Source organism: Candidatus Acidiferrales bacterium (genome assembly GCA_035934015.1).
Classification (GTDB): Bacteria; Acidobacteriota; Terriglobia; order Acidiferrales; family UBA7541; genus DAHUXN01.
This window is the reverse complement of record DASYYH010000006.1, coordinates 39093-57077: the sequence shown is the minus strand read 5'-3', so window position 1 is coordinate 57077 and position 17985 is coordinate 39093. Positions and strand designations below refer to the sequence as shown.

Annotated in this window: 11 protein-coding genes; 1 reads left to right on the top strand and 10 read right to left on the bottom strand. The window is 54.4% G+C overall.

The window, feature by feature from the left end; translation table 11 throughout:
• Window positions 1–3 precede the first annotated feature (3 nt).
• The 9 genes from VGR81_02660 to xrtA form a co-directional block, all read right to left on the bottom strand.
• Window positions 4–1887 (bottom strand): glycosyltransferase family 39 protein, encoded by a 1884-nt coding sequence (locus VGR81_02660; GenBank protein HEV2287834.1) that lies wholly within the window; start codon window positions 1885–1887, stop codon window positions 4–6.
• A gap of 1 nt (window position 1888) precedes the next feature.
• Entirely contained in the window at window positions 1889–3757 is a 1869-nt protein-coding gene (locus VGR81_02655; protein HEV2287833.1) for a tetratricopeptide repeat protein, read from the bottom strand.
• Window positions 3754–5625 carry a glycosyltransferase family 2 protein gene (locus VGR81_02650; protein HEV2287832.1) on the bottom strand — a complete coding sequence of 624 codons (1872 nt, stop codon included), beginning with the start codon at window positions 5623–5625 and terminating at the stop codon, window positions 3754–3756. The genes VGR81_02655 and VGR81_02650 overlap by 4 nt, the downstream gene beginning before the upstream one ends.
• Window positions 5626–5987: 362 nt before the next feature.
• A complete protein-coding gene (locus tag VGR81_02645) occupies window positions 5988–6665 on the bottom strand; it encodes a response regulator transcription factor (protein HEV2287831.1) in 678 nt (225 codons plus the stop codon).
• Window positions 6666–6788: 123 nt separating this feature from the next.
• Window positions 6789–7772, bottom strand: coding sequence for a UDP-glucose 4-epimerase GalE (galE, locus tag VGR81_02640; protein ID HEV2287830.1), 984 nt, complete (start codon window positions 7770–7772; stop codon window positions 6789–6791).
• A gap of 262 nt (window positions 7773–8034) precedes the next feature.
• Window positions 8035–8601 (bottom strand): PEP-CTERM sorting domain-containing protein, encoded by a 567-nt coding sequence (locus tag VGR81_02635; GenBank protein HEV2287829.1) that lies wholly within the window; start codon window positions 8599–8601, stop codon window positions 8035–8037.
• Window positions 8602–8958: 357 nt separating this feature from the next.
• Entirely contained in the window at window positions 8959–11358 is a 2400-nt protein-coding gene (locus VGR81_02630; GenBank protein HEV2287828.1) for a tetratricopeptide repeat protein, read from the bottom strand.
• Window positions 11359–11382: 24 nt separating this feature from the next.
• Window positions 11383–12051: an EpsI family protein gene (locus tag VGR81_02625; GenBank protein ID HEV2287827.1), complete on the bottom strand. Its 669-nt coding sequence runs from the start codon at window positions 12049–12051 to the stop codon at window positions 11383–11385.
• A complete protein-coding gene (xrtA, locus tag VGR81_02620; protein ID HEV2287826.1) occupies window positions 12044–12937 on the bottom strand; it encodes an exosortase A in 894 nt (297 codons plus the stop codon). The genes VGR81_02625 and xrtA overlap by 8 nt, the downstream gene beginning before the upstream one ends.
• 831 nt (window positions 12938–13768) lie before the next feature.
• Here xrtA and VGR81_02615 point away from each other — a divergent pair.
• Window positions 13769–16687, top strand: a complete 2919-nt coding sequence (locus tag VGR81_02615; GenBank protein HEV2287825.1) for an Ig domain-containing protein — start codon at window positions 13769–13771, stop codon at window positions 16685–16687.
• Here the strand turns inward: VGR81_02615 and VGR81_02610 are convergent.
• A complete protein-coding gene (locus tag VGR81_02610; GenBank protein ID HEV2287824.1) occupies window positions 16674–17837 on the bottom strand; it encodes a glycosyltransferase in 1164 nt (387 codons plus the stop codon). The genes VGR81_02615 and VGR81_02610 overlap by 14 nt on opposite strands.
• Between the last annotated feature and the right edge of the window lie 148 nt (window positions 17838–17985).

The window sequence follows — 17985 nt, the reverse complement described above, 5'->3', positions numbered from 1 at the left end:
GATTTAGCGGCAGGAGGGTGGAGTCCCATCGGCGTTGAGACGCGCCACATTGAAGTTCGCGGCTGTGGCGAGCAGACGGCCTGTGGGGTCGAGGAGACGAGCCCGAACGATATGGAAGCACTGCTCGCGGCCTTCGCCGCCAAGATAGATGCTCTGCTCGAACGCACCGACCGGCGCGCCGGGACGAATCTCACCGCCTTGGCTATACCACTTGTTCGTGAATACGTCGACGCGGACGTAGTCTCCGGGCTGGATGCCACGAACCATGCCGGTCAGAGTCGTAGAAGTATTTTCGGTGCGAACGACTGCGTTTGCAGCGGGACTTTCGATTGCAATTTGAGCGGCGGATGGAGCGGGCAAAGACGGTGGTGGATTTTTTCGCGCGTAGATCTCGATCGGATGCTCGAGAGTCGGGTCAGGCATGCTTTCGACGAGCGTGTAATGATTCGAGAGCTGCGGCTCGATGGCTGCGCGCAGGTCTTTGGCGTCACCGCCAATGCCGCCATCGAGGACGATGTAATCGAAAGAGCCGTCGCGCGTGGCGGCGGAATAGGCCGGCGCTCCGGTCTCCGAGCCATAGCGGAAGTAGAAAGGATCGACGATTTGCCACTGATACAGCGAAGGCGAAAAATAATATCGAAGCGCAGTGTCATCGATTAGCACATAGTCATTCGCTGACAAGCGGCCTTGGAAATAGGCGGCGATTGGCTCAGTGTTCGGCCAGAAAACAAAACGGTCGATGTGCCATGCATTCCCCATCCAACCTAGTCCGACAGCTAAGGCACTGACCACGATCGTTCCTGAAACGGCGCGACCCGCCGGCGCGATACGGCGCAGCACCGCCAGCAAGCCTTGCATGGCCAGTGGAACCAGAAACAAGAAGCAATAATTGATGTGCTTCCAATAGTCGTAGTCCGCGCGAGACATGAACTGAAAGAGAGCCATGACCGCTGTGCCCCCGTAGAGCAACACAATCATGCGGCGCGACACTTTCACGTCCGAAAGCCATGCGAGCAAAGCCAGAGCGACGAGAATCCAGAAATCCGGACGATGCGAAAAATAAATTTGCCAGGCCATGGAGGCTGGGGCTTTCAACGAAGTGTATGAGCGGCCGTACTGCCAGAGCGCGACCAGAGATTCACGGAAATAAATCGCATAGGCAACGCAGAGAATCGTGAGAAGTACGGAATACGCATAGATTCCGCGGCGACGCCTCCAAAGAGTGAGAATTACAAAAAAAGGAAAATAGATGGCGATCAAATACTTGCACAAAAACGACGCGAACATCGCAAATGCAGCGGCAAACCAAGACAGCCAATGATCGTCTTGCCAGGCTTTAGCGAACAGCCACAGTCCTAGGGCGAAGAAACAGAGCGAAGCTACGTCCCGCGTGGCTACTCGCGCGACAAAAATGGCAGGGCCTAAAAACGCGAAGACGAGCGCAGAAGCCCATCCAACCGGCGCGGAGAAAACACGCCTTGCAAAGCCGTAGACGGACCAGGCCGAAATTGCACCCAGGGCCGCGCCAAGTTCTCGAACTCCAACAAGGCCAGCAATGCGATCAGCCCACGCGGCGAGCATGGGCCACAAATACCAGCCAAAACTGAAATTGAGGGGATGGTCGATGGGAGCTTCGAAATGCCGGGAAAGGAACATGCGGCCATAGAGGACGTAAATGGATTCGTCCATATACGCGCTGGAGTAATGCGGATTGCGGGCGCGCAGATACCAACCGACGGCTACGATTGCAAGAATGAGCCAACGAAAGCGGAGAAAAAAACGCCCGATGGGCGAAAGCCGGCGAAAGAAAGCAAGAGAAAAGCCTCCGCGTGGCAGCGCCGGAACCTCTTCCGGCTGGAGCTTCGAAAAAAGACTTGAATCAGACACGTTAGAAGTAATGACGCCAGGTGACGAAAAACAGGTGCCGATGAAAGGCATTAAACGTATTCAAGTAATCGTAGCCCAAGCGAAGATCATCGTTTCCGGTCATGTTCCATGTCAAGTGAGCGGAGCCCGTGGAGGCAAACTGCACAGTGGAAAAGGAAGTGAATGTTGTTTCGGCGTTCTGCGCGCCGCTGGTGCCCCCAAAATCCCATTTGACGTGACGGCCGAAATTCCCAGAGAAGAAAATCTGCGCGTAGTTCAGCAAAAATTTCGTCGGGCTGTAATAGCCGCCGGTGACGCGCGCGGGTTCGCCGCTGCCGGGAACAAAATCGGCATCGTGGTCGAAACTCAGGTAAGTGAAGCCATACGCCACGCGGATGTAAGGATGATCGCCGCGGATCGATTTGCCAAAATTGCCATCTACGCTCCAGCGGCGATTGGATGCCAGATTCTCGCCGGTGTATGCGCCGTCGGTGAACGTCAGCGACATGTCGTAATGGTGAACTGAATTGGAATAGCTGCCACCGATGCTAGCGAGATTGGTCTGAACCTCGCCGACGAAAATACCGTTGGTTTCGGCGCCGAGCGTGGAGACAAGAGATTCGTCGTCCCAGCGGCGCGCGGCGGAAGTTTCAATTTGAAATGAAGGATTGACTTTGAACGTGGCATCGAAACCGCCTTCGATTTGCGAGGAAACACCGGGATAGGTTCGTGCGCCAACGTCGACGTGCGTCGTGACGTTTTCGGAAGGCTGCGAATCCAGAGCGACGTCATAGTAATTGGAGTTGAATATCCGCATGGAATTGAAGCGGTAGGGCTGATATTGCAGGCTCAGGCGATTGGAAACGCCGAGCGGTGTGGAAACGAGCGCCTGCGCGGAATCGTAGTCAAGAATCTGACCATCGCGGCGGCCGACATAGCCGAGTTCAAAATAGGAACCCAAGGCGTGGTTGACGTTGCGCTGGAGATCTTCGTATTCGGGCGTGTCGATGCCCTTGACTTGCTGAAGATAGGTGCGGGCGTCGGCGTAGTCGCCGAGGTCATATTCCGTTTGCGCGAGGTCGAGCATTGTGGCGGAGTCATCGGGCGCAAGGCCGTGGGCCTCTTCTAGAGAATCGAGCGCTTCGCGATGCTTGCCGCGCCAGTTGAGGATTTCTCCTTCGCCGCGAAGTGCGGCGACGTTATTAGGATCGGCGGCGAGGACCTTTTGATAGATTTCCATGGCCTGATCGGATTGCCCGTTCCATGAGAGAAGCTGCGCTTCGCCGGCGAGTGCGCGCGCATTGTTGGGATCCTGCGCCAAAATTTTCTTATAGGATTCGAGGGCCTGCGAACGGGTCGCGCCATTCCATGAAAGGATTTCCGCATACGAAAGAAGCGCATTCTCGTCGTTGGGATGAGCAGCCACCAAAGCACGCAAGATGGTGAGTGCCTGAGGCCGGGTGGCATCATTCCAGCTCAGGACTTCTGCGTAGTATTCCTGATATTGCGCGTTCGCTGAGTTCAAATCGGCTGCATGCTTCAACAGTTCGAGGGCTTGGGCGCGCTCGCCTAGCCAGCTCTGCATCTGGCCGAGCTGGAAAATTCGCACAGCGTTGTTGGGTTGCAGTTGATCGAGATGCTGGAGTGCGGGCACGGCATCACGCCAACGCCCCGTTGCGACAAGAGAATCGGTCAAGCCGCCGAGTGCGTCAATATTGTCTGGAGAAACGGCCAGAACCTGTTTGAACAACTGACTGGCTTGATCGTAGTAACCCGCCGCAGCTGCGGCGCGCGCTTGGTCGAGAACGGAGGATTGCGGAGCAGCCAGCGCCAGTGGAACGCAGAAGAACGCTGCGAGAAACAAGAGCCCAGATGCAGCGAAGCTCTTCATGAACGAACGCCCCGCGTCTGGCTGGTGCGGGTCAGCGTCAATATCGTTGCGTGGCGCGGCGCAACTTCCCAGAAAAGATGTTTGGAAATGGCGTCCTGATCCGCAGGATCGATTTGCTCGAAGACGATGCCGCTCGAAACGCGCTTGTTTTCGCCGTGAAAGAATTCCTGATTGCGAATTACACGGGCGTGAGCGCGAATGGTCCCGCTGGGGAGGCCGATTTCCAAGGCCAAGATCGTTCCCATGGGGATTGCGGACTTTTGCGTCAGAGAAAGGCCATTGCGATTGAGATTTCTAGCAAAGCCGCGTCCCACGACGTGGCCTCCACCATTTGTGTTGTAGCCAAACAGGACAGGCACATCGAGGCGATTCGGAAAACGATACGTGGCGCGCAGTTCCTTATGGCGCCAAGCGCGCCAAATCACCGGAATCAACAGGAATACATAGAAGATGCTCCAAGCAACGTTGACGGCAACAGCCCAGAAGAAATAACCCTGGGGCATGTGAGCGAGTTTCCACGAACCGACACCTATGGCGATCAGAGCTCCGGTGAGCAACACGACCTGGAGCCAGATTTCCGTCCAATGGGCAGACGTGTCACGCGCCTTTGGTGTGACTTTGAACTCCGCCTCCTTGCGGAAGAGGCCGACGAGCGTGGTCATGAGGACGGGCATCTTGATGAGATTGAATTCCTCGCTCAGCCAGAATCCGCCGAGCCCGCCTTGAAGCAACGCCGTGGCGATGATGTTCAGCAAGAAATAAGGAAGGAAATAGATCGCGAACGTTCGCGGGACAGCAACGAGGGGATAAATGCCGCTAAGCAGGCAGAAAATCGGAGTCGCGATGTAGATGAATTTCTGATAGCTCATCCAATAAAAATAAAAAGAAGCGAAATAGCTCAGGCGCTGGCCAAAGCTCAGGCCGTGGCCAAAGAGAGGATTTTCTTTGCGAAGCACTTGCATCGCACCCTGCCCCCAGCGGTGCCATTGCGTCGCGAAACCGCGATAGGTTTGCGGCGCCAAACCACGAGCGACCGTACTGTTGTAGTAGACGACCTTCCAGCCCTTCTTTTGCAGGCGCAGGCCGGTGTGCATGTCTTCCGTGATGCTTTCGGTGGCGAACCCACCGATTTCTTCGAGGGCTTTGCGGCGCAACATCGCCGGGCTGCCACAATAAAAGGTGGCGTTGTGGCCATCCTTGCCGGGCTGAATGACGCTGAAGAACAGTTCCTGCTGCTGCCAGCCGCGCTGCTTTTCGATTTGCATGCGATGCTGGAAGGAATCGAGGTTGTAAAAATCCTGGGTGGTTTGCACGACGCCGATGGAAGGGTCATCGAAAAATCCGATGAGCCGGTCAATGAGATCCGGCATGGGAACATGATCCGCATCCAGAGTAACGATGAATTCGCCGTCGCTGGAATGAAGACCGTTGTTCAGATTGCCAGCCTTGGCGCCGACACGATCCTTGCGCGATAAATAGCTGCAATTGAGCTCACGCGCCAGTTCTTCAACTTCCGCACGGTTCCCGTCATCGAGAATATAGGTCTTGTGTGGGTAAGGAAAACTGACCGCGCAAAGCACTGTTTCGCGGAGCAAATTCACGGGTTCGTTGTATGTGGTAATAAGAACGTCTACGGTGCGGCCATTGATGGGTGGAGGCGCAGTACGCGCAGTCGGTTTCCAGGTCGTAAAGTAGAAAAGTGCGGCTTCGAGGAAATTGAGAATCTCCGCGACGAGGAAGATATAGAAAAACCACTTCGCCGCGGGGTTCATCGTGTCCATAGCGCGCCAATAGAAGTAGCGAATGGTGAAGAGCACGGCCAGGACGATAATGACGCGAATAATCCACATCCTAGGACCGGGCTTCAAGGCGCGCCTTGGGGCTTGTCCAATTGGCTGATTTGATTGGGTGAAACTACTCATCGGTATAGGCTTCTATCTGGCGAAGTCTCTGTCACTGGATATTTAGCAACTGAAATGCAACAGCGACAATCCCCCTAAAGCTTTGCCTCTGAGGTGACTAAAGTACCGGTACCTGTATAGCCGGCGTTGGTTTGTTCTTGTAGTCTGTGTACCGTTAGATCCTAGCAGCTTGAGAACTTGTGCTTGGCTGGTGGCTCCCCCGGAAGCCGTGTGCGTCACAATCATCAAAGGAGCTTCTTGGGCGCAGCTGCTTGGCCAGGGGAACAACCAGATTAAATCAAAAAGATAGTTTCGAGGGCAAGTGAAAGTCACACGGGATATTGGGCTTCCTGGAAGCGCATGACGATGAGGTCCGCGCGGCGCCGAACACCATGCTTCTCCAGAAGATTGGAAACGTGAAATTTTACAGTTCGTTCAGAAATGTTGAGCTTGCTGGCGATTTCCTTGTTTGAGAGATTTTGGAGCAAAGACTCGAGGACTTCGCGCTCGCGCCGGCTCAGCGTCCCCGGCGTTTTATCCCGAGCGATGGCCGCCTTTCTACTGCCAAGGATCGATTCGACAAAACGCGAAAGAACCGCTCTGGGAACCCAATAGCCGCCGGCGGCCACTAGAGGAAGCGCGGCCGGCCACTGCTTTTCCGCCTGGCCGTAGGTCAGCAGCCCCTTCACACCAAGCCGCAGAAAATCAAATGTCGCCGCGTCCGTGTGTTTCGCGGACAGTACCAAAATACGCGCCTTGGCATAGCGCCCAAGCACATTTTCCACCAGAGCCTGGATACTTGCCTGCGTCGACTGCGCGTCAACAATATAAACGGCTGCACGAGGAATCGGTAATTCCTTTAGTTCAACGGGTGAACCCGGATTGACCGCTTTGAAGGATATCTGAAAATCCTTAGCGGGCAAAACTCGTTCGAACTCCGAACGGACGAGCGGGTGCGGAGAGAGCAAGCACACCTTCAAGCGACGCGCGCGCGAAACCGCAGACATGGCAATTCAGGCTAACGAATTTACAAAGAATGGGCAACAAGCAGCTTCCGGGCGTGTGGATGAAGCGTAAACTCGGAACTCACGTGCAGTAATGAGGTACGGCTCTCAGCGAAATAGACATTTTCATGATCCGCTGTATCCTTTCGGGAAGCGCTGCTTCCACGTCCACGCCGTAGCCACGATTGAATCCAGGCTCGAATATTTCGGTGCCCAGCCGAGCTCGCGCCGCGCACGCTCCGAACTGGCAACGAGCGACGCAGGATCGCCCGGTCGCCGCGGCGAAGTATTTACGGCAATCATCCGGCCAGTAATCCGTTCCACGGATTCGATCACCTCGCGCACGGAATGGCCCCGGCTGTTTCCGAGATTAAAAACCCGTCCGGAAAATTGGGAAATTTTCTCAACGGCAATGGCGTGCGCTTCGGCAATGTCGATGATATGCACGTAATCGCGCACACAGGTGCCGTCGGGTGTCGGATAATCCGTACCGAAAATGTGGAAGGCCGGACGCTGACCTAGCGCGACTTCAAAAAGGATAGGAAGAATGTGCGTTTCAGGATGGTGATCCTCGCCGTATTTGTTTGAAGCGCCAGCAGCATTGAAATAGCGCATCGTGACATGGTCAATGCCGGAATTGGATTTGAACTCCGCAAGGATACGCTCAAAGAGCAGCTTCGACGCACCGTACGGGTTGATAGGTTTTGTCGGATGCTCTTCAGGAATCGGAGTTTTTTCGGGCTCGCCATAAGTCGCCGCGGTGGAAGAGAAAATGAAGCGCTTCACGCCGTGGCGGAGCATGGCATCTAGTAAATTGATGCCCGCAGCGACGTTGGCGCGGTAATAGACACCGGGTTTTTTCACAGACTCTTCCACTAAACACAACGCCGCAAAATGCATAACGGCATCGATGGAATGCTCTCGGAATACAGCATCAAGAGCAGTTTGTTCGTGGAGGTTCACGTGACAAAATACAGCACGCTGGTCCACCGCTTCGCGGTGACCTTCCGAGAGATCGTCCAATGCGACGACTTTATGCCCCCGATTAATGAGGACCTCGGTACAAACACTGCCAATATAGCCGGCCCCGCCGGTAACAAGTATGTTCATGAGTCTCCCTCTAAGGCTCTCCCAATCTGCAAGACAGCCTTAGACGAACGCAAGGAAGAAGATTGCCACAGCGGTTATCCAGAGGGAAGAGTGGAACAGGAGACCTAGAGGCGCAGGCATCTCTGGCAAAAAACAAAAACCCTCGCTGAGCTGTCTCTCTAGTGAGAGGAGCATCAGCGAGGATTTCCTGATTCCGGAGGAGGTATGGCACCCTAAGTAGTCACACAGCACCCAAGGGCGAAAACCATTTACTCCGAAAGAACTAGCTCAACCAACGACGGCGAACCGCAGCACCCATCCCCAGCAGGCCGGTGCCGAGAAGCAATAAGCTGCCTGGTTCTGGAGAGGGAAGAACGGCTATATCCACGCTATACGCGGTATTGCCCTTCGTTGGGCTGATGTCGAACGTGACAAACGAGCCATTTCCGCCCGCCCATCCCGGGATATTCCAATTCACATTCATGCTGAGCTGGGTTGCCGGATTCGAGACGGTGCCTACGGAACTGGCAGAGAAGCTGAGAATCGTGCCGGTAAACGCCGCATCAGCGTCAGTATCGGTGATCGAAATCGCGCCCGTAGAAGTGTTAAACGCCAGCGTGAACGTCTCGCCCGCCTCATCCCCATCGCCGAGCGGCAACATCCACGGTGAAGAGGAAATCAGAGTGATCGACGTCGACGAGTAGTTTCCACCACTCACACTGACAGTACCTGCACAGGCGGTGACGCCAACGCAGCCAAAATCCTGTTGTGCCTTCGCCTGAGGTGCAAACATCGCGACTGCCAAAAGTGCAATTGCTGGCAACGCGAATTTTCCAAACATCCGGACCATGTTCCTCCTCCTTAGGTAATCTTCCCCCGAACTAAATCCCTAGATACTCCTAGCAAATTGGCTGCCAAACAGGTGATTTGGGAAAATGCGCGATTGCATTATAACCTCTTTGCAATCAAGTTTATAGGCGAATGCAAGCTCATCGGGAAATGCGGCAAGTCCGAGGACGCTTGAGCGCCTTGCATTTCGGTTGAATTTATCTGCAATGGATTGCATATATCACCGATTCCAAAAGGCTCCCAAAAAACGTAGTTCCAGTACCCATTCTGTCTCGAATCTGTGGAGGTTCCCTAGCCTGCCAATTGATGAACGCCCGCAGCGCAAAAATGCCAAAATTGACGGCTGAAAGCAGGCCGTCTACTGCGCCTTGGCCAAAATCTGGCGAGCCTGCTGTGCGTCGTCGCTCTTGAGGTCGTTCAGGTGCAGGGCTGCCTCGAGCTGGGCCCGCCCTTCGGACTTCTGGCCATCAGCCATCAGGACCATGCCGAGATGAAAGTGGTACTGCGCGAAGTTCGGATCGCGCTTGACGCACTCCTGAAGCAACGGTAACGCCTGGGCATATTTGCCCTGGCGGTACATGACCCAAGCCATCGTGTCGGAAAAATCCACGATCTGCGGATTCTTGGCCTTTGCGGTTTGCGCCAGAGTGAGCGCGACGTCGAGGTTCTGGTTTTGCTGGGCGTAAACCCAGGCAAGATTATTCTGGGCAATCGCAAAATTAGGATCGATGTTGAGAGCCTTCTGAAACGATTCTACGGCCTTCGGAAGATCTCCCTGGTCAATATAGATATTACCGATCACCGTGATAATTGGCGCCGAGGGAGCGGCAAACTGCGTCGCCTGCTGATACTCCTGCAAGGCTTCGGCGTCTTTGTGTTGATCGCGATAGATCTGGCCCATCTGGAGATAGCAACTGGCGTTTTTCGGGCTGAGGTCGATGGCCTTTTGTGTCTCCGATTGAGCGGTGGCGTAATCCTTTTCCTGATCGGCCATCAACCCTCTAAGCAAGTGCCCGTCGAGATTGTTCGGATTTTGGCTGATAAACTGCGAGATCAATTGGTCCGCCTTAGCCTGCTGCTTTTGCGAAACAAGGAAGTAGGCATAAGCCCTGAGAATACCGGTGTCCTGAGGAGCCGCGGCGAGAGCGGTCTTGTATTCCGCCTCCGCTTCCGGATACTTCTTCTCGGCGACATGGATAGCAGCACGGACCGCATGAACGGAAGGATCATTGGGAGCCACTTTTTGAGCAGCATCGAGATGCTCGTTAGCTTCCTTGAGCAGGCCCAGGTTCATCAGGATTTGACTCAGTTCGAGTTGGTATTTTGCGTTCGAAGGATCCTGATTCACGAGCTCATTCGCATAGAGTTGCGCGACGGAATAGTTATGCTGGGTGACGTTCAGATTGACTAACGCGTTCAGCGCAACGGGAAGGCCGGGCCTCACGCGGATGGCGTCCTGGAGCTGTGCGCTTGCGTCGGAAAAATTGCCGAAATTCTCCAAAGCCATGGCAAGAAAATAATGCGCCTGGGGTGAATCTGGCGTGTCAGAAACAATTTTCTGCAACAAATTGACGGCATCCTGAAGGCGATTCTGGGCCATGAGCAAGCGGCCGTGATCGATGCGCACTGTCACGTCATTCGGCGCCTGCTTCATCACTTGTTCGTCGACTTGCGCAGCGAGGTCTGTTTTGTTGATCGTGAGGTAGGTATCCTCGATCCTGTTTTGTAGCTCGAGATTCTTCGGATCCATTGAAAGTCCGCGCTGATATGAGGAAATGGCCTGATCACTCATATTTTTTTGAAGATAAAAGTCGCCAATTTTCTCGGCAACATCGATGGATTTAGGCATCTGGCTGGAAAGCTCGCCAAAAACGGAGTCAACTTCCGATTTCTTGCCTTCTGCCCAGAGCACGCTTGCCGAATCCAGATAGAGAGGCACGGCACTGGGATTCGCTTGAATGCCCTGCTGCAATACCTGTTCTGCATTGGCTTGTTTGCCGTCCGCCATGAATACCTGGGCGCATTCTTCATATAGCTTTATAGCATCGGGATTTGCCTGGATTCCCCGCTGAAGGGCTTGCTCCGCAAGTCCCAGCTGCTTTTGAATTCGATAGACGTCAGCCAAAGCTGCATAAGCAGCCAAATACTTTGGATTCACCTGAATGGCCTTTTTCTCGTTGTCTTCGGCGTCAGAAGTGTGTCCCATTTGCAGATTGACCAGTCCCAAATCCACATACGATCTGGCATCGTTCGGATTGATCGTCACGACTTTGGCGAATTCCTCGAGTGCTTGATCGTATTTATTTTCGCTGCCGTAAATCATTCCGAGAAGGCGATGGGCATCCACATTCTTCGGGTCCTGCTTGAGGACGAAATTGGCGTCGCTGGCGGCGTCGGAATAATACTGGGGATTCCTGGTTGCCAGCAAAAAGCCGCCATGCGCGAGGCGAATATCGGAGCGGCTTGGATCCACGGAAATGGCTTGGTTTAGGGCGCCGTAGGCGGTCTTCAGGTCACCCTGTGCTTCGCTAGCGAGCGCAAGCTGGTAATAGGCCTCCGCATATTTGGGGTCGACCTTGAGCGCGTTCCTAAACTCGATGGCCGCACTCGCATACTGGCTCTTTTTCATGTAGTCCTGGCCTTTGGTGAGGTAAGCGAGCTTTGCCTTTTGCGGGTTCGTGGCACAAGATGCCAGCAGCAAAGATGCGGCGAGAGTCGAAACCAGAGCCGCCATAACCCGAATCCATGCGCGTTTCATAGAATTTCTCCCTATCTAAATCCTCTAATTCGGAATGTATTTGCCAAGCAACGGAAAGAGCTGCCGAGTGAAGTTCACCAGGCGTGCGCGCGCCTGAGCCGTGTCATTTCCTAAAATAGGGGTTATGACTCGAACCAGCGCGCCATCCGTTCGATTTTTTGTGATCGCGTCGTCGATCATCCAAAATTTCCCCCAATATTCACTCGCGATGACGCGGCCGCGACCCTGATACCAATAGAATACCTGTTCCTTGTTGAGGCCTTGCGCAATCACGTAATCATTGACGACGATTTTCTTCCCATTCAACAGCGTGATTGTGGCGTCGCCAACATGAGTAGGCTCCCACCCGGCACCGGGCAAGCAATTTTTCGGCGAATGAATCGTGTCGCCAGTTCTCTGGCTCGCATAATAGCCGATGTAAAGATCGACCGGCGGGATAGAAAGCCCAGTCGTATACTCCCGGCTAGTGTAATCCGTGACGCTGAGTGCCTGAACAATTCGCGCATCGTCAGTGGGGTTCGCCGTCATAGGAATTTGCCGCCCGGACCAATCTCCAATGCTATACGGCAGGCTGCTGAAGGATTCGCGCGCTACGACAGGTTCACCGTGACTCATCGCGTGAAGCAGGACTGTCCCACCTAGAAGCGTGGCCGCTACGATGCAAAGACGCACGGTCATCCGCCAGCTACCCATTTTCTTTGCTCTCCCTGCCGAATGGAACTCTGCGAAGGATCCAGTGGCAAACGAACATCAGTACCAATGCGGCGACAAAAATTACCCAGCCGGAAAACTCATGGAAAAAACCTTCGGCCATGGTAGGACCATAGTGAAACGTCAATACGCCCGCACCCATAATCCGGATGGCATTGCTGACGATCGCGATGGGAATCATGAGGATCACGAGAAGCCACCGAACCCAAACCCTGCGCTCCACCAGGTAGCCATAGGCAATGGCAAGTGTGATCAGCGTCATCAAAGAGCGAATGCCGCTGCACGCGTCCACGACCTCGAGCGTATAGTTCGGCAGGATGATAAGATTGCCTTCACGCAAAACCGGAACGTTGATCAATTGGAGCCAGAAAGTCGCGAAGCGAGAAGCCAAAAGTTGCAGAGGAAACGTGATCTGGTTGTAGATAATCGTCGGGATAGGAATCATCAAAATCAAAAAACCCAGCGGGAACGTTATTGCGCGCAGGAACTTCCACCCTCCCAAAAACAGAACACAACCAGAAATCAGCACCAACATCGAAAACCGGCTAGTAAAAAGCTCTGCGCCAAGCGAACCCAATAGCAACAGAGCAATAGCTGCGAGCATGACAAGGAAGCCAAGGTTCGTTGGCTTCAAGGCGATCTTAGCCAGGGAATCACGCTGCTTCCAAAACGCATAGCCCGCAAAGACCGGAACCAAGAAACCATGGCCGTAGTTCGGGTCTCTCCACCAATTGAGAACTAACGACTCCAGGATTGGCCCATAAAGAACCAGGAATAGAACGGATAAGCCTGCCAGCCAGGCGGACCAAGGTACCCGCTCTTGGATTGTCCTTGTCGTCGAAATGGCCCCCGCTGCAGTCGGTTCCATTCTTCCTTCTTCCTTATATCGCTTCCCAATAATCTGCTGGTTGGGATCGCAACAGCGCCACCAGACTTACTGATGATAAGTGACAGACCATTGCAGCACAACTGCGCAGTTTTTCAGTGCAAGACGAGTACCTAACTATATGTATCGCACTCCCAATCATCCTATTATATTAAACATAATAAACGACTTAAATTTAGCGATTCGCGTTTTCCGGTGCATATATGAGACAGTCGGATTAGTTGCAAAACATTGCACATACACAGAGAGACTTCTTCCTAAGAATAGCACTATGGCAATCAGGTAAGGCAAGACCACTGCGTTGGCTGTAAGCACTTGCGAAGGTCTTTATCTCGTTCGGGGGGTCTTCCAGGGGTGGTCATAGGGTCGATGGAGTTTGATACCCAAACACCCGGGACTGAGCGCCTTCTAGTGCGTGAAGTACTTGCAATCCACAGATTGCCGATGGCCGCATAACCTGTCCAAAGGACCACTCGCCGTACAGGTAGTTTATTCCTGCCCCTTTTCTCGCCCTGCGAGCAGGTGTTTTGGAGCCCCTTTACAGTTCAACATAGTGCTCAAAGCCGGTAATGGGGGCGACCGGCGTTGGTTTAGGGAGGCTACGGGATGGGGTGCAGTACTCGTGTAATTAATAAACTGGCTAGTTATGCTCCCAACTGTCGAAGCGCTCGTCTAGCAGGTGGCACCGACGTAGTTGGTGCGGCTCGATCGCTACTCATCCTTCTTTTGTTCCTGGTGTTTCTCCCGTTTCTAGAATCCGGTTGTGGATTAACGGCGGGGGCTGGATCAAAAAACCTCTCCCAGCAATCTGCTGTGGCAATCACTACGACAGCTCTACCGACTACGCAGCCGATGATGTCCTACAAGGTCTTGCTTAATGCGACGGGAGGTCAGACACCATATCTGTGGAGCATTACTTCTGGCTCGCTCCCTCCGGGAATTTCTCTAACCGGCGCAACCGGCACGATCGCCGGCAAAGCTACGGTCGCTGGCAACTATACTTTCACGGTTCAGGTCCAAGACTCTGCTTCGCCGACGACGAGCGCGACGCAGGCTCTACAGGTTAGCGTGGTGACACCCGGCAGTGCCCTGAAGATTTCGACCGTTAATCTGCCGGCGGGTCAAGTGGGCGTCGCATACAGCACTGCCGCCACTGCGACCGGCGGAACAGCCCCTTACACGTGGAGCATCACTTCAGGTGCGCTTCCTGTCGGACTAGTTCTTTCAGCCGCTACAGGAGGAATCGCGGGTACGCCAACGCAGTCTGGCCAATCGACGTTCACTTTGGCTGTCAAGGATTCGACCGGACTCTCCGCGCAACAGTCGCTGAACATCCAAATCGGCACGACGCAACCTCAATCGTCGCTGCAAATCAATACGACTTCACTCCTCGGCGGAGTTGTGGGCCAGGGTTACTCCGTGGCGCTTCAAGCATCTGGTGGGGTTCCCGGCTATAGTTGGAGCGTGACCTCTGGACAGTTTCCGCCGGGCCTGGCTATTGATAGCGCGAGTGGAGCTATCGGCGGGGTACCAACTGCGACGGGGCAATTCTCGTTTACAGTTCAAGTGAACGACTCGGCGATGCCGCCAAACACCGCAACGCAAACGCTGAGCATAACGATTTCCAGCAATACGTCAGGAAATGTTGGGCCGGGGTCGACGATGGCTGGAGGCCTGCTTGCGCTCCCGCCGAGCCGTCAGCTCGGAAGCAACATCCTGCCGAACGGGAACATGCAAAATGGAAATACGGGATGGTACATTCCAACCTGCTGGAGCATGGATTCAACGGTTGCATACACAGGAGCCTCGGCATCGCTCAAGTACGCGGCAGGTTCATCTTGCGCTTCAGCTGCATATGCTCCCAATTTCGTTTTTCAAGCGAACACCTCATACACAATCGGTGCGTGGGTAAAAGCCTCTGTAGGCAGCAATCTTGAAGCTCAAATTAAACTCGCCGACGGGACGGACAGCGGGCTTTCCGTCGGAGGCAATAGTCCCGTGACCGTTGGGACGAACTGGACATACATCAGCGTTCCGGATTTCGACATGCTGCCGCTGCATAATGGAGACAATATCGAAGCGCGCTTAGTGGTATCCGCGCCTAGTGGGCAAACGCCTAGTGGGACAGTATGGTTCTCCGACGTGACGGCGCAGCCGGAGATGCCGCTGCCCATCTCTACTTTCCTGCTCTACCCCAACTTCCGCGGCTACCTGTGGCAGACCGGCTCGCAAATCATCCGCCTGCACGTCGAAGCCGGCACCCCCTCAGGGATGACCGCGCAGATCGTCCTGCAAACCGAAGGTGGCAGCATCGTCAACACCGTGCAACAAGCCGCCCAAGCCACACAGGAAATCGATATCGACGGGACTTCACTGGCATTAGGTTCGTATCTGATCCACACCAACCTGCTGGACAGCACCGGAGCGGTAGTGTCGAGCTATCCGGATTACCGGGTGACGAAGGTGAGCAGCACATTCCAAGCGAGTCTCGTGAACTACATCGATACGGACAATTTTCTGGTGCACAACGGGCAGAAGGAATTTGTGTGGGGCGTGTACGACCGCACCAGCAGCATTCGCTGCAGCCTTTGCATGTACACAACCGCGGCAGCATATGACAACAACATTGCTGGGTTCAACAATCTAGGCACAATCGGGAATTACGGGGACACGCAACTAAATGCCATGACCAATTTTGCGCCATGGTCGGCAATGTCGCCGGGGCCGCCTGCCGTATACGACCAACTCGACCCTGCGATGCAGGCACTTCAGAGCGAAGGAGTCGGGTATCTGCAAACCGTGAACAACTGGATTTCTGGCAATCAGTACAGGCCATTCTGGGCGACGTCCTTGACGGATCCGCAGTTGTGGCAACTGGCCGCGAGCATGATGGCGGGGAAATCTGGCGGTCTTGGATACTACACTTACGACGAGCCAAAGCTAGGAATGCTCCCCGGTGTTTTTGCGCAGTATCAAACCCTAAGGCAGTACAATCCCGGCTCCGTTGCCTGGGGCGCGCTCATCACTGCTGACCAGATTTATCGCTGGCGCGATATCAGCGATGTGACTGGTTGCGACCCCTACCCCATAGGAGTTCCTGTCGGAGCGGACGAATACGCCGTGGGAGCCCCGGAGGTTGCGGCCACATCTTCTTTGTACATTGCCCCAACCGTCCGAGTCTCACTCTGGACGGAAGGAAGCGAGCAACAGGTGTTCAAAAGCCGTCCGGTTTGGGCAGTTCTGCAACTCTGGCGCCAGTGGGGACAGTTCCCGACCTACGCAGAAATGAAACAATCTGCGTACAAGGCGATCATTGGCGGCGCCAATGGCATCATGTGGTGGGGTTTCGTGAGCGGCGCGGGCATTGAAGAAGAATGGTATCAGCGCCAGAATTATCAGGCTTATTTCGACTTCAAACAGCTTTCCGGGGAAGTGCAGGCTTTGCAGTCTTACTTGATTTCTCCTCCACAACCGCAGGACCTCAGCTCTGTCTCGAGCAATCAGATTGAAACGCGGGTGAAAGCCAGCCCTACGCAGGTTGTGATCTTCGCCACAAGCGACTCGGCCTCGGCCGTGAATAACGTGACGTTCAATCTTGCTTCTATCGTCACGCCGTCGAACTCGACAGTGACGGTCTATAGCGAGAATCGCACGCTGAACCTTAGCGGTCTGAGCTTCACTGATTCCTTCGCGCCTTACGACGCTCACGTGTACATCATCACATTACAGTAGGCCTCGCATTCCGATGGCGCATCTCATCGTGGAGGCGTGTGTCTAGTACGGCGGGAAATAAGGAATCCAGTTCGGCTGCTCGCGCCTTCAAGTCACAGAATGGCTCAGCGGCCTTCGGCGCAATATCACCCAGTCCAAATCTCAATTCACGATTGCGAATCACTTCCAGAATCGCCGCGGCAAGTTTCTCTGTTTCTTGAGGTGGCACTAGGATGCCGTTTACATGATCCCGCACAACCTCGGGAATTCCCCCGACCGCTGTTGCCACTACAGCCTTTTTCAGTTGCATCGCCTCAAGCAAGGCAAGCGGCAATCCCTCCCACAATGAAGAGACGGCGTAAACGTCCAATGCAGCAAGAAAGTTCCCGGAATCCGAACGAAACCCTATGAGCCGAAAATGTTCCTGTAAGCTGAGGGAGACAATGAGTTCTTCGAGCTGTTTTTTCTGAGTGCCGTCGCCAGCGACGGCAAACCGAACGTTCGGCGCTTCTTTGACGACAAGCGCTGCCGCTCGTATCAGGAACTCGAAGCCCTTCTGCGGATCGAGTCTTCCAAGCGAGCCAACCAAGATCTCGCCTTTCTTTGCGAGCGCGTCATGCAATAAGCGGGAACTCTCAGGGTTGACCAAAACGCGCTCGACCGCATCCCGGCAGGTTACAACGCGCAATGAGGCGTCCATTTTGCGGATGTTCTCCGAATGCACGTCGGCCACAGACACTAGACATCTCGCTCGTCGAGCGAGAAAGCGAGCGAACTGAGTGTTCGTCACAGGATTGCGCACGTGCGCGACGACGGGAATGCCAGCTAATCTTGCTGCAAGGAGCGTCGGAGCCTGGTAAGTGAAAGTGTTATTGACATGAACTAAGTCGTAGCTCCCTTCTCGGATGACTTGCGCCAGCCGACGTGCGATGGGAAATTGCCGGACGAGAGATATCCAGTTTCGCATTGCGGCAATTCCAGGGTGCCGCGCAAGGCGTCGCAATTTGCTGCTCTCCGAACGCTGGCTTCCAGAGGATTGGCTCAGCCATGCCGGCGCGGCCCGGTAGAGTGTCGTCAGTTTCTCCACGTGCGGCGCAAGCTTTTCTGCATTTGGAGTCGGATAGTAGAACAGCAAGTCGTGCGCCAGCTCTTGTCGATTGCAGTGCGCCAAATATAATTCCAAGGCTCTCAGCGATCCGCCATAAGTACCGCCAACTTCTACGTGCAAGATTTTTGGTTTGGTCTCCAAGGCACACTCCGAGGAAACATCCGTCGGTTCTGCTCTTGCGCTATAGCATCGTAGCCTTTTTGTAAGGATT

Coding starts and splice junctions, on each gene's coding strand:
- VGR81_02655 (HEV2287833.1), bottom strand. CDS start 3,757: ATGAAGAGCTTCGCTGCATCTGGGCTCTTGTTTCTCGCAGCGTTCTTC.
- VGR81_02645 (HEV2287831.1), bottom strand. CDS start 6,665: ATGTCTGCGGTTTCGCGCGCGCGTCGCTTGAAGGTGTGCTTGCTCTCT.
- galE (HEV2287830.1), bottom strand. CDS start 7,772: ATGAACATACTTGTTACCGGCGGGGCCGGCTATATTGGCAGTGTTTGT.
- VGR81_02635 (HEV2287829.1), bottom strand. CDS start 8,601: ATGGTCCGGATGTTTGGAAAATTCGCGTTGCCAGCAATTGCACTTTTG.
- VGR81_02630 (HEV2287828.1), bottom strand. CDS start 11,358: ATGAAACGCGCATGGATTCGGGTTATGGCGGCTCTGGTTTCGACTCTC.
- VGR81_02625 (HEV2287827.1), bottom strand. CDS start 12,051: ATGGGTAGCTGGCGGATGACCGTGCGTCTTTGCATCGTAGCGGCCACG.
- xrtA (HEV2287826.1), bottom strand. CDS start 12,937: ATGGAACCGACTGCAGCGGGGGCCATTTCGACGACAAGGACAATCCAA.